At 59.6% G+C, this 12,588-nt stretch carries 11 protein-coding genes; 2 read left to right on the top strand and 9 right to left on the bottom strand.

Annotated elements, in window-relative coordinates; all coding sequences use genetic code 11:
• Together VL003_RS01930 and VL003_RS01925 are read right to left on the bottom strand one after the other, a co-directional pair.
• On the bottom strand, positions 1 to 2,638 hold a 2,638-nt coding region (locus tag VL003_RS01930), incomplete at its 3' end, for an efflux RND transporter permease subunit (protein ID WP_325439035.1).
• A gap of 11 nt (positions 2,639 to 2,649) precedes the next feature.
• Positions 2,650 to 3,885, bottom strand: a complete 1,236-nt coding sequence (locus VL003_RS01925; RefSeq protein WP_325439033.1) for an efflux RND transporter periplasmic adaptor subunit — start codon at positions 3,883 to 3,885, stop codon at positions 2,650 to 2,652.
• Positions 3,886 to 4,100: 215 nt separating this feature from the next.
• Between VL003_RS01925 and VL003_RS01920 the strand changes: the two genes are divergently transcribed.
• Positions 4,101 to 4,703 (top strand): TetR/AcrR family transcriptional regulator, encoded by a 603-nt coding sequence (locus VL003_RS01920; RefSeq protein ID WP_325439032.1) that lies wholly within the window; start codon positions 4,101 to 4,103, stop codon positions 4,701 to 4,703.
• A gap of 89 nt (positions 4,704 to 4,792) precedes the next feature.
• On the opposite strand, the gene ppsA is transcribed toward VL003_RS01920, so the two are convergent.
• A complete protein-coding gene (ppsA, locus tag VL003_RS01915; RefSeq protein ID WP_325439030.1) occupies positions 4,793 to 7,165 on the bottom strand; it encodes a phosphoenolpyruvate synthase in 2,373 nt (790 codons plus the stop codon).
• A gap of 168 nt (positions 7,166 to 7,333) precedes the next feature.
• Between ppsA and ppsR the strand changes: the two genes are divergently transcribed.
• Positions 7,334 to 8,167: a posphoenolpyruvate synthetase regulatory kinase/phosphorylase PpsR gene (gene ppsR, locus VL003_RS01910; RefSeq protein ID WP_325439028.1), complete on the top strand. Its 834-nt coding sequence runs from the start codon at positions 7,334 to 7,336 to the stop codon at positions 8,165 to 8,167.
• A gap of 3 nt (positions 8,168 to 8,170) precedes the next feature.
• On the opposite strand, the gene VL003_RS01905 is transcribed toward ppsR, so the two are convergent.
• From VL003_RS01905 to VL003_RS01880, 6 genes are all read right to left on the bottom strand, one after another.
• Positions 8,171 to 8,944, bottom strand: a complete 774-nt coding sequence (locus tag VL003_RS01905) for a TrmH family RNA methyltransferase (protein WP_325439026.1) — start codon at positions 8,942 to 8,944, stop codon at positions 8,171 to 8,173.
• Positions 8,941 to 9,555, bottom strand: coding sequence for a ribonuclease HII (gene rnhB / locus VL003_RS01900; RefSeq protein WP_325439024.1), 615 nt, complete (start codon positions 9,553 to 9,555; stop codon positions 8,941 to 8,943). The genes VL003_RS01905 and rnhB overlap by 4 nt, the downstream gene beginning before the upstream one ends.
• Positions 9,542 to 10,723: a lipid-A-disaccharide synthase gene (gene lpxB, locus VL003_RS01895; RefSeq protein ID WP_325439022.1), complete on the bottom strand. Its 1,182-nt coding sequence runs from the start codon at positions 10,721 to 10,723 to the stop codon at positions 9,542 to 9,544. Before lpxB ends, rnhB begins: the two co-directional genes overlap by 14 nt.
• On the bottom strand, positions 10,720 to 11,514 hold the full coding sequence (gene lpxA, locus VL003_RS01890; RefSeq protein WP_325439020.1) for an acyl-ACP--UDP-N-acetylglucosamine O-acyltransferase: 795 nt from the start codon (positions 11,512 to 11,514) through the stop codon (positions 10,720 to 10,722). Before lpxA ends, lpxB begins: the two co-directional genes overlap by 4 nt.
• Entirely contained in the window at positions 11,514 to 11,966 is a 453-nt protein-coding gene (gene fabZ, locus VL003_RS01885; protein ID WP_325439017.1) for a 3-hydroxyacyl-ACP dehydratase FabZ, read from the bottom strand. The genes lpxA and fabZ overlap by 1 nt, the downstream gene beginning before the upstream one ends.
• Positions 11,967 to 12,010: 44 nt before the next feature.
• The coding region (locus VL003_RS01880; protein WP_325439015.1) for a UDP-3-O-(3-hydroxymyristoyl)glucosamine N-acyltransferase at positions 12,011 to 12,588 on the bottom strand (578 nt) is incomplete at its 5' end.

Raw genomic sequence — 12,588 nt, 5'->3', positions numbered from 1 at the left:
CGATCAGCACAGTCAGTGCGTACAGCATGGGCGCTTGCGAACCCGTCTGCCGTTCCTCAAACGACAAGCCGTTGTAGGCAATGCTTACCCCGCCGGGCAGTTCGGAAACGATGCGCTCGACCGCCTGCATGGCCTCGCCCGAGCTATAGCCCGGTGCAGGCTGACCCTGGATCTGAATCGCCGACACGCCGTTGAAGCGTTGAAGCTTGGGCGAACCGTAGGTCCACTGGCCGGTGGCAAAGGCCGAAAACGGCACCATCTTTCCTTCGGCATTGCGCACATACCATTTGCCGAAGTCTTCGGGGGCAATGCGAGAGTCCATTTCGCCCTGAATAAACACCCGCTTGACCCGACCCCGATCGACGAAGTCATTCACGTACATGGCCCCCCAGGCCGCCGACATGGTTTCGTTCACGTCGCTAAGGTTCAGCTGCAGCGCCCGGACCTTTTCATCGTCGATCAGCACCTGATACTGCGGCTCGTCGTTCAAGCCATTTGGGCGCACCAGGGCCAGCGCAGGATCCTGCGCCGCCTTCTGCAAGAACTGATCGCGCACCTGCATCAGCTCTTCGTGCGTCAGTCCGCCAAGGTTCTGCAGGTAAAAGTCGAACCCGGTGGCGTTGCCCATCTCGATAATGGCGGGCGGCACAAATGCAAACGCCGTGGCATCCTTGATCTGCGAGAGCCGTGCGTTGCTGCGCTGAGCCAGACTGAACACGTCGGTGGCTTCGCCTGTGCGCTCCTCCCAGGGCTTGAGACGCACGAAAGCAATGGCCGAGTTCTGTCCGCGACCCGCAAAACTGAAGCCGTTCACGCCCATCACTGATTCCACGACGCCCGACTCTTCGTTCAGCATATGTTGTGTGATCTCTTCGAGCACGACATCGGTGCGCTGAGCACTTGAGTTGGACGGCAGCTGAACCTGAACAAATAGGATCGACTGGTCTTCTTCAGGCAAGAAGGTGGTGGGAATACGCGAAAACAACACGGCCAGCGCAGCCACGATCAGCAAAAAGATAAACATGTAGCGGCCGCGATGGCGCAGCATGGCGCCCACGCCGCGTGTATAGCGCTGGGTTCCATTGTCGAACTTGCGGTTGAACCAGCCGAAAAAGCCCTTTTTTTGGCCGTGGCCGGTGACCGGCTTGAGAATGGTGGCACATAAAGCCGGTGTAAAGATCAGGGCCACCAACACCGACAGGCCCATGGCCGAGACAATGGTAATGGCAAACTGACGATAAATAATGCCCGCAGAGCCCCCAAAGAAGGCCATTGGAATGAACACCACCGACAGCACCACGCCAATGCCGACGAGCGCGCCCTGGATCTGCCCCATCGACTTGCGCGTTGCTTCGCGAGCCGAAAGCTTTTCTTCGACCATGACGCGTTCAACGTTCTCTACCACGACAATTGCGTCGTCGACCAGCAAGCCGATAGCCAGCACCATGGCATACATGGTAAGTACGTTGATGGTGAACCCAAAGGCCGCCAGAATGCCGAAGGTACCCAGCAGCACCACCGGCACCGCAAGCGTTGGTATCAGCGTTGCCCTGAAGTTCTGCAAGAACAGGTACATCACCAGAAACACCAGCACAATGGCTTCAAACAGCGTCATCACGACCGAACTGATCGAAGCCTCCACTACTGGCGAGGTATCGTAAGGGTAGACAACCTTCAGTCCATCGGGCATGAAGGATTCAAGCTGAGCAATCACCGCCTCGACCCGCTCGACCGTCTCAAGCAGGTTGCCGCCGGTAGCCAGGCGCAACGCCATGCCCGACGAAGGCTTGCCGTTGTACTTGCCCGAGATCGAGAAGTTCTCGGCGCCCAGGTCGATCCTGGCCACATCGCGCAACCGGACCTGCGAACCATCTGGGTTCACCTTGAGCAAAATGTTTTCAAACTCGGGGATGGTCTGCAGGCGCGTCTTGCCAATGACCGTAGCCGTAAGCTGAACGCCTTCAACGGCGGGCAAACCACCCAGTTGGCCCGAAGACACCTGTACGTTTTGCGAGCGAATGGCGTTGGCCACGTCACCCGGGGTCAACTGAAACCCATTGAGCTGTTCAGGGTCCAGCCAGATGCGCATGGCGTATTGCGAACCGAAAAGCATGAAGTCGCCCACGCCTTCGGTACGCGCCAGGGTGTCCTGCATGTTCGAGGCAATGTAATCGGACAGGTCGGCCGCCGACATGCGCCCGCTTTCGTCGACCACGCCCACCACCAGCATGAAGTTGGCCTGATACTTGGCCACCCGTATGCCCTGCCGCTGCACCTCTTCGGGCAACAAGGGCGTGGCCAATTGCAGCTTGTTCTGCACCTGAACCTGGGCGATATCCGGGTCGGTACCTTGCTCGAACGTCAGCACGATATTCATGCTTCCGTCCGAGTTGCTTTCGGACGACATGTAGCGCAGACCGTCCAGCCCGTTCATTCGCTGCTCGATGACCTGCACCACGCTGTCCTGCACCGTTTGTGCCGATGCACCAGGGTAAACCACCGAAATCGAAATGGCCGGCGGGGCGATATTGGGATATTGGTTGACCGGCATGCCCATGATGGCAAGCGCGCCGGCCAGCATGGTCACGATCGCCAGCACCCAGGCGAAAATGGGCCTATCGATAAAAAACTTTGACATGAAACGCCCCTTTATGCCTGCTCGGCGGCTTGCTGCTCGACGCCGGACTGGTTTGCAACAGCCGGGTTGTCTTTACGCACAGGCTCATGCTCAGCCGCATCGCCGACATGGTCCGACGCGTCAAAATCATGCACAACGGCCACATTGCCCGCCGGTGCGACCTGAACCTCTATACCCGAGCGCAAGCGTTGCACGCCTTCGGTCACGACCTGCTCGCCCGGGGCCAGCCCATCAGTGATCAGCCATTGGTTGCCCACCGTGCGGGCGGCCTCGACCGGACGCTGTTGTGCCTTGTTCTCGGCATCGATCACCCAGGTGTAGGCTTTGCCCTTCTGGTCGCGCAACACACCTTGCTGCGGTACCAGAATGGCGCTGTTTCGCACACCTTCGTTCAACTGCGCCTGCACGAACATACCCGGTAGCAGTGCACCGTCGGGGTTGGGAAACTGGGCACGCAAAGTGACCGAGCTTGTTCCCTGATCAACCGTGATTTCCGAAAAACGCAACGTACCGGCATGGGGGTAAATGCTGCCGTCTTCAAGTTTCAGCGTGACCCTGGCCTGGTCCTCGCCGCTCTGCTCCAGGCGGCCGTTCTTCATTTCATTGCGCAGGCGAAGCACTTCGGTGACCGGCTGCTGAATATCGACGTAGATGGGGTCAGTCTGCTGCACGGTCACCATTTCGGTAGGCTGGCCACCAGTAACCAACGCACCCTCGCTGACTGTCGAGCGTCCGACACGGCCCGAGATCGGCGACAACACCTTCGTGTAAACCAGATTGATGCGGGCAAGCTCGGCTTGAGCCTGTGCTTGCTTCCAGTTCGATATGGCGTCGTCGTATTGCTGCCGGCTGATGGCGCTGGTTTCCTGCAGACGCTGGTAGCGCTTGGCCAATCGTTCGCTGGTAACGAGATTGGCCTTGGCGCGCTCATACTCGGCCTGATAAATGGCGTCGTCGATCTGATAAAGCTGCTGCCCCTGCTCTACTAGTGCCCCTTCTTCAAACAAGCGTTTTTCGACAATGCCGTTGACCTGGGGACGTACTTCCGCCACGCGATAGGCTGCGCTGCGCCCGGGAAGCCGGGTCGTCAATGTCAGCGGCCTGGCTTCGATGGTGTGGACGCCTACCTGGGGCATCATGGGCGGAGGACCCGAAGCAGGTTCGCCGCAGGCCGAAAGCACGGCGGCACCGGCAATCAGCACCAACGAACGAACAACGGGAAAACGAGTGACGGTCTTGTTTTTCATGAAGTGTCTTTTAAGTTGCGGGGCTGTGAAAAAAACATGGCGCGCTCGAGCGGCACGCCAGGAGACAGCTTTATTTATAACTGTACGGTACGGTCATGTTAGCATTGACAAATAAATCGGGTCAAGAAAAACTGCACCCCTATTTCGACTTTTTACGCTTGTCGTCACATACTATTCATGTATATGAATTACGCCGGCCCATCAGACAAGAGCACATGAGAACCAAAACCGAACAAAGACGCGACGCCATACTGCGCATTGCCCATGCAGCGTTCTGTGAAAATGGCTTTGAGGCCACCTCGATGTCACTCATCGCCTCACGGCTGGGGGGGTCCAAATCCACGCTGTACAACTATTTTTCGTCGAAGGAAGAGATACTTCTTGCTGTGCTGACAGACGGCGCCGAGCAGTTTTCGGCAGATGTCATCGCCCTGCTGCAAGAGGTCGACAATTACCAGACCCAGCTGCTGCGCTTTGTCGAGTCGCTGATCGCGCTCTTGCACAAGCCCGAGACCATACAGATACTGCGCGTGGCCATTTCGGTGGGGGCCACTTCGGACATTGGCCGCAAGTTCCTCGAGCGGGGCACGAACGACGCCTGGCGTCATATTGCCCAGGTGCTGGCCAATGAAATTCAACGAGGCAACCTGCGCAACGAAGACCCGGTGCTGATGGCTTCGCATTTGCGCTGCCTGTGCGAGCTCGATCTTATCCACCAGCTAATGGGCGCGCGAGTCAACAGAAGCAAAGCAGACATCCGGGTACGAGCCGAACAAACCATCGACGTATTTCTACGCGCGTACGGCACCAAAAAATAAACCCCAAGGCCAGCCCTGTTAGGGGCGGGCCTTGGGGTGCCTGGGTGCAACAGCGTGCGCATCGACGACGCACACGCATCGGCCAAATGCTACTTGCCGCTGGTTGCCAGACGCTGCCAGGTTTCAACCACGGTGTCGGGGTTGAGCGACATGGACAAGATACCCTGGTCGCGAAGCCACTCGGCCAGATCGGGGTGGTCGCTGGGACCCTGGCCGCAGATACCCACGTACTTGCCTGCAGCCAGGCAGGCCTTGATGGCACGTGACAGCATGAACTTGACGGCCTCGTCGCGCTCGTCGAAGTCGGCAGCCAGAAGCTCCATGCCCGAATCGCGGTCCAGGCCCAGCGTAAGCTGGGTCATGTCGTTGGATCCGATCGAGAAGCCGTCGAAGTACTGCAGGAACTGATCGGCCAAAATGGCGTTGGAAGGAACTTCGCACATCATGATCAGGCGCAGGCCGTTTTCGCCGCGCTCGAGACCGTGCTTGGCCAGAAGCTTGACCACGCGCTCTGCCTGAGACACTGTGCGCACGAACGGCACCATGATCTCGACGTTGGTCAGCCCCATTTCGTCGCGCACCTTCTTCAGGGCTTCGCATTCCATGCGGAAGCACTCTTCGAACTCTTCAGAAATGTAGCGCGAAGCACCGCGAAAGCCCAGCATGGGGTTTTCTTCTTCGGGCTCGTAGCGCGAGCCACCCACCAATTTGCGGTACTCGTTGGACTTGAAGTCGGACAGGCGCAGGATGACGGGCTTGGGGTAGAAAGCCGCCGCAATGGTGGCGACGCCTTCGGCCAGCTTGTCGACAAAGAATGCGCGTGGGCTGGCATAACCGCGAGCCGCCGACTCGACCGCTTTTTTAAGCTCGCTGTCGACATTGGGGTAGTCGAGCACGGCCTTGGGGTGCACGTTGATGTTGTTGTTGATGATGAATTCGAGACGAGCCAGGCCCACCCCTGCGTTTGGAATCTGAGAAAAGTCGAAGGCCAACTGCGGGTTGCCCACGTTCATCATGATCTTGACGCCGATTTCGGGCATTTCGCCCCAGCGCACTTCTTCGATCTCGGTTTCGATCAGGCCGTCGTAGATACGACCTTCGTCGCCCTCGGCGCACGACACAGTAACTTCTTTACCGTCTTTAAGCACGTCGGTGGCATGGGCGCAGCCGACCACAGCCGGAATGCCCAGCTCGCGGGCAATGATCGCCGCGTGGCAGGTACGACCGCCGCGGTTCGTGACAATGGCCGAGGCCAGCTTCATGACGGGTTCCCAGTTGGGGTCGGTCATGTCGGTGACAAGAATGTCGCCAGCCTGAACCTGATCCATCTGCGAAATATCGCCCACGACACGCACTTTGCCCGAACCAATTTTTTGCCCGATGGCACGGCCTGTGATCAGGACATCGCCCGTTGCCTTAAGCCGGTACCGTTCTTGCACGTCTTGCGGACCTTGCTGAGATTTGACGGTTTCGGGACGGGCCTGAAGAATGTAGATCTTGCCGTCGACGCCGTCGCGGCCCCATTCGATATCCATGGGACGCTTGTAGTGCTGTTCGATAATGACCGCGTAGCGCGCCAGCTCGATAACTTCGTCGTCGGTCAGCAAGTAACGGTTGCGCTCGGAAACCGGCACGTCAACGGTACGCACGGCCACGCCCGCGGTGCGCTCGGGGTCGAACTCCATTTTCAGTAGTTTGGAGCCGATGCGGCGGCTGATAATGGGGTAGTGACCGGCGGCCAGGGTAGGTTTGAACACGTAGAATTCGTCGGGGTTGACGGCACCCTGAACCACGGTTTCGCCCAAGCCGTACGACGAGGTAATGAACACCACATCGTTGAAACCCGACTCGGTATCCAGGGTAAACATGACGCCGGCGCTGCCCTTGTCGGAACGCACCATGCGCTGGATACCCGCCGAAAGCGCGACCTCGGCGTGGGCATAGCCCTTGTGCACGCGATACGAAATGGCACGGTCGTTGTACAGCGAGGCGAAAACGTGACGCACTTTATCGAGCACGTCGTCGATGCCGACCACGTTCAGGAAGGTTTCTTGCTGGCCCGCGAACGACGCATCGGGCAGGTCTTCGGCTGTAGCCGAAGAACGAACGGCAAACGAGCCCTTGCCGTCGGCGTCGAGCTTGGCAAATGCCTCGCGGATGGCGTCTTCGAGCGCTTTTGGGAACGGGGTGTCGACGATCCACTGACGGATCTGTGAGCCGGCCTCGGCCAGTTCGCGTACATCGTCGGAATTGAGTGTGGCAAGCCGCTGAGCGATGCGGTCGTCTAGGCCGGTGGATTTGAGAAATTCGCGGAAGGCGTCGGCCGTGGTGGCAAAACCACCGGGCACACGCACACCCGCCCCCGCCAATTGGCTGATCATCTCGCCAAGAGAGGCGTTTTTGCCCCCCACCGAGTCAACATCCGTCATGCGGAGCTGCTCGAACGATACTACGTAAGACATGAAGTCACCTTTAACACTATAGAAGAAAGCTTGTTTGGCCAGGGCATAACACAGGGCACGAATGTGCCCTACAATCTATGCTCTGGCCGAACAAGCCTTGCTGTCGCAAGAATGACGCAAGGTTCGATTGTACTCGTTTCCCCAACCTCTCCGCAGCCGCCCTTCCCCATGACATCCACGCCCGTTGAGCGCACCATTTTCATCGTTTCCGATGGAACCGGCATTACCGCTGAAACCTTTTCCCACGCCGTACTATCGCAGTTTGAACAGGTCACTTTCACGCCCGTGCGCATTCCGTTTATTGACGGTCCCGAGAAAGCCGCCGAAGCGGCCAGGCGCATTAATCACTGCGCCGAGAAAGAGCAGCAGCCACCCCTGGTATTCAGTACGCTCGTCAACCCGGATATTGCCAATATTGTGCGGCAGTCAAACTGTACGTTCCTTGATCTGTTCGGCACCTTTGTCAAACCCATCGAAGAAGCGCTCGATCTGAAATCCAGCCATTCGATCGGGCGTTCGCACATGGGCGGGCTTACCAAGCAGTACAGCAATCGAATCGAAGCCATTAACTTCAGCCTGGCCCACGACGACGGTCAGTTCGTGCACGGCCTCGAGCAAGCCGATGTCATCCTGGTCGGGGTGTCGCGCTGCGGAAAAACCCCCACCAGCCTGTATCTGGCCATGCAGTACGCCATCAAGGCCGCCAATTTCCCGCTCATTCCCGAAGACTTCGAACGCGGCACCTTGCCCGCCACCCTTGCGCCCTACCGCAAGAAACTTTTCGGTCTGTCGATTCAACCTGAACGCCTGGCCGAAGTGCGCAACGAGCGCCGCCCCGACAGCAAGTATGCCTCGCTGCAGCAATGCCGCTACGAGGTCGCCGAAGCCGAACGCCTGATGCGCATGGAGAACATCCCCTGCCTCTCGACCACCACACGGTCGATCGAAGAAATCTCCACCAAAGTGCTGCAAGAACTCGGCATCAACCGCGACAGCTACTAGGCGTCAGCGCTTTGAAAAGCGCCGCCGGTGTTCAAAAAGGCAAATAGCTGCGGCGGCGGCCACGTTCAGAGATTCGACGCCAGCGGCCTGCGGTATATAGACCCGCTGGTCGGCCAGCGCAAGCAAGGCTTGCGCCACGCCCCTGCCCTCGTTGCCCATCAGCCAGACACATTCCGGCGGCAACGCGGTGTCGTACAAAGAAGCGGCGTTGTCCAGTGCCGTGGCAACCAAGGGTATGCGCAAGCGGGCATGCAGACCGACCAGATCCACGTCTTCGTACAGACGCATGGCAAAATGCGCGCCCTGGGCGCTGCGCAACACCTTGGGCGTCCAGGCACCGGCGCAGCCTGTGGACAGGTACGCGTGCTCGATACCCGCCGCCGCTGCGGTGCGCAGCAAAGTGCCCAGATTGCCGGGGTCTTGTACCCGATCCAGCCACAAGCTGGTACTTGAAATTTCAGCAGGCGGCGTTTCCTGAGGCACCAGGGTCTCAAAATAGACGCCCTGGCTTTCTTGCACCTGAGACAATCCACGCGCCAGGCCAGGCTCGCAGCTTACCGCCACTCCGGGCGGCAGCGCCTGTGCAAGCTGAGCAAGTTCAGCGTCGCGTTCAAGGCGTTGGGCATCGAACAGGGCAAACTCGGGCGGCCCACGATGACGCAGCCACTCCTGGCATAGATGAATGCCCTCTAGAACCGTGCGCCCTTCCCGCTTGCCGCCAACGAGGCGAAGCAGTTGCTTGTAGCGGGGGTTGTCACGCGAGCTGATGTGCTTCACGCCAAAGCTTCCGCCAGCAATTGCCGAACAGGTGCAAAACTGCGCCGATGCGCAGCGCACGGTCCGTGCAGCCTGAGCTGTCGCAAATGAATCGCCGTGCCGTAGCCTTTATGACGATCGAACTCGTACTGGGGATACTGCTCGTGAAGCAGCAGGCAGTCGGCATCGCGGGCGGTCTTGGCCAGAATGGATGCTGCCGAAATGGCCGGAACCGTCGCGTCGCCCTGCACCACAGCCTGCGCCGCACAGGCCAAACCCGCGGGCACGCGATTGCCGTCGATAAGCGCTTGCTGTGGCTTAAGACCAAGCCCGTCGCAGGCCCGGCGCATGGCCAGCATGGTGGCATGCAAGATATTCAGGCGGTCGATTTCCTCGACATCGGCGCGGGCCACACACCAGGCCAAAGCCCGCTCCCGCACCAAGTGCGCCAGTTCGTCACGGCGCTGGACGCTAAGGGTTTTTGAATCGGCCAGGCCTGCGATGGGCCGGGCCGGGTCAAGTATGACTGCAGCCGCAAACACCGGCCCTGCAAGGGGCCCTCGGCCCGCTTCGTCAATGCCGGCCAAATACCCAACAAGCGGCATGGCGCCGAAAAGATCAGCCTGCGTCATGGCCCGCCTCGCGCAATATGGCCTGGGCCGCCAGGCCGGGCGTATCGCGCAGCAATGTTTCGTGCATTGCGGCAAAGCGCAGCGCAGTCTGCTGCGCATACCCGGTGTCGGTCAGCGCCTTCCAGGTCGCTTCGGCAAGCTTCTGAGGGGTAGCGTCGTCCTGAAGCAGCTCAGGTACCGCGAAGTCGTTCAGCAAGACATTGGGCAGGCCCACCCAGGGCACCAACGGTCGCGACTGGCCGGACTTCCAGGCCATGATGCGCCGCATGGCCGGTGACAACACATAGGAAATAACCATGGGGCGCTTGAACAGCGCGGCTTCAAGCGTGGCGGTGCCGCTGGCGACCAGTACCGCGTCTGCCGCCTCCAGGGCGTCCCACGCTGCGGGCCGGTCGGCGCAACGGGCCTGATCCAGCAAGGTCAGATTGGAAATGGGGTATTGACGAAGCCATGCCTCGAATTCAGCGCGACGCTGGACGTTGACCATGGGCACCAGGATGCGCAATTGCGGATCTTGATGTTGCAGCAACTGCACGGCCTGCAAAAAACGGGGCGCAAGCAGCTTGATTTCAGAGGCGCGGCTGCCGGGCATGACAGCCAGCACACGTTCGCCGGCGTGCAGGCCCAGAGCGGCCCGCATGCCTTCGCGGTCGGGTTGCATGGGAATGACCTGGGCCAACGGGTGACCCACATAGGTTACCGGCACGCCCTCTTTCTGATAAATGGCTTCTTCAAACGGAAACAGCACCAGCATATGGGAGACTGCTTCGCGGATCTTGTGTATGCGTTCGTATCGCCAGGCCCAGATAGAAGGCCCCACAAAGTGCACGGTAGGTATGCCCGCCTGACGCAACTGCAGCTCGAGGCGCAGATTGAAGTCGGGTGCGTCCACGCCCACGAACACATCGGGCTTACTAGTTAACCAGCGCCGCTTTACGTCGCCATAGGTGCGCAGCAACGACGGCAGGCGTTTCAGGGCGTCCACGTAGCCGAATACTGTGAGCGCGTTCATGGAATGCCAGGCATCCAGCCCCTGCCCTTCCATGGCCGGGCCGCCTATACCCTCGCAACGGCTGTGCGGCGCACGTGCAGCAATACCCCGCATGACCCGAGCGGCCAGCAGATCGCCCGAGGGCTCGCCGGCCACCATGGCGACACGCAAGCTCATGCCCGGGCAATGCCCCGGCTGGAGGCATTGAGAAAATCGACCAGCACCTGCAAGACCTGGCTGGATTCGGGTCGTTCGGATTGCAGTGCGGCGATTTGCTGCGCCGCTTCTTCTACTTTGAGGCCGCGGCGATAAAGAATTTTGTAAGCCTCTTTAAGCGCGGACACGCTTTCGGGCGTAAACCCGCGTCGGTTCAGGCCTTCGCTGTTGATACCCACCGGGCGGAAGGGGTCGCCCGCGCCGATGACATATGGCGGAATGTCCTGGCGAATGGAGCTGGTGCCGCCGATCATGCAGTGGGCGCCAATGCGCACGAACTGATGCACGGCCGAAGAACCGCCCACGATCGCCCAATCGTCGATATGAATATGCCCTGCCAGCTGGACGTTGTTGGCAATGACGGTGTGGCTGGCGACCTGGCAGTCGTGGGCGATATGCACATAAGCCATGATCCAGTTGTCGTCGCCGACGCGCGTGACGCCCACGTCTTGAGCGGTGCCGGTATTGATGGTGACGTACTCGCGCACCATGTTGCCGTCGCCGATTTCAAGACGGGTGGGTTCGCCCTTGTACTTTTTGTCTTGCGGCATGCCGCCAATAGAACAAAAGCGATAAAAGACGTTGTTTCGGCCCACGGTAGTGTTGCCGTCGATGATGCAATGGGGGCCAACCTGGGTTCCAGCACCAATGCGCACGCCTGGGCCCACAATGCTGTAGGCGCCCACGGTCACATCATCGGCCAGCTCGGCCTCGGGCGCCACAATGGCAGTGGGATGTATGCGCTGGGTCATTAGTCCTCCAGCGGGCGTATGGCACACATAAGCTTGGCCGAGGCCACCTCTTGGCCGTCAACGGTGGCGCAAGCGGTGTACTTGCACATGGTGCGGCTCAGGCGGTCGGCCGAGACCTCAAGCCGCAACTGGTCGCCGGGCACCACGGGCCGCCGAAAGCGTGCGCCGTCAACGCCCACAAGGTAGTAGGCGATTTTGCTGTTGGCCGCGTTGACGGTGGAATCGCCCTCGAACGAAAACAGCGCCGCAGCCTGGGCCATGGCCTCGATGATCAGCACCCCCGGCATGACCGGATGATGCGGAAAATGGCCTTCGAAGAACGGTTCGTTCATGGACACGTTCTTGATCGCCACAATGCTTTTGCCCGGGTCCATTTCAAGAACACGGTCGATAAGCAGCATCGGATAGCGATGCGGCAGGCGGGCCATAATATCTTTGATATCGAGTTTCATTCGTTCTGTCCTACCGGCATGTTTCCGGTATTCACCTTGTTCAGTTACTTGTCTTGTTTTTCGAGCGTACGCAGACGCCGCCGCAAGTGCGACAACTGCCCCAACACCGCCGCGTTACGCTGCCAGCCCACGTGTTCGTCAAACGGATACACACCGGTATAACGACCTGGTTTTTCAACATTGGACGTAATGGCTGTACCGCCCGAAACGTGTACGTCGTCACCCAGCACGATATGCCCTGAAAGCATGGCGGCTCCGCCAATGGTGCAACGCGCACCAATGACCGTGGAACCCGCAATGCCCACACAGGCCGCCATGGCGGTGTGTTCGCCGATACGCACGTTGTGCGCCACCATGATCTGGTTATCGAGCTTGACACCGTTGCCGATGACGGTGTCTTCGAGCGCGCCACGGTCTACCGTTGTGTTGGCGCCGATTTCTACGTCGTTACCAATGCTGACCCCGCCCAACTGGGCGATTTTAGCCCACGCACCCGGCTCACTGCCCGGATGCGGCGCAAAACCAAAGCCGTCGGCCCCGAGCACGGCACCGCTATGCACAATGACGCGATCGCCGATGTGTACGCCGTGATAAAGCGTGACGCCCGCATGCAACAGGCCGT

It is taken from the genome of Pusillimonas sp. (genome assembly GCF_035515275.1).
In the GTDB taxonomy this organism is placed as follows: domain Bacteria; phylum Pseudomonadota; class Gammaproteobacteria; order Burkholderiales; family Burkholderiaceae_B; genus Pusillimonas.
The sequence above is the reverse complement of the archived record's forward strand: the minus strand, read 5'-3'. Positions and strand labels throughout refer to the sequence as shown.

Bases quoted from the DNA above. Each gene is read 5' to 3' on its own strand.
- lpxB (WP_325439022.1), bottom strand. From the start codon at position 10,723: ATGAGCTTGCGTGTCGCCATGGTGGCCGGCGAGCCCTCGGGCGATCTG.
- rnhB (WP_325439024.1), bottom strand. From the start codon at position 9,555: ATGACGCAGGCTGATCTTTTCGGCGCCATGCCGCTTGTTGGGTATTTG.
- ppsR (WP_325439028.1), top strand. From the start codon at position 7,334: ATGACATCCACGCCCGTTGAGCGCACCATTTTCATCGTTTCCGATGGA.
- VL003_RS01920 (WP_325439032.1), top strand. From the start codon at position 4,101: ATGAGAACCAAAACCGAACAAAGACGCGACGCCATACTGCGCATTGCC.
- lpxA (WP_325439020.1), bottom strand. From the start codon at position 11,514: ATGACCCAGCGCATACATCCCACTGCCATTGTGGCGCCCGAGGCCGAG.
- fabZ (WP_325439017.1), bottom strand. From the start codon at position 11,966: ATGAAACTCGATATCAAAGATATTATGGCCCGCCTGCCGCATCGCTAT.
- VL003_RS01925 (WP_325439033.1), bottom strand. From the start codon at position 3,885: ATGAAAAACAAGACCGTCACTCGTTTTCCCGTTGTTCGTTCGTTGGTG.
- ppsA (WP_325439030.1), bottom strand. From the start codon at position 7,165: ATGTCTTACGTAGTATCGTTCGAGCAGCTCCGCATGACGGATGTTGAC.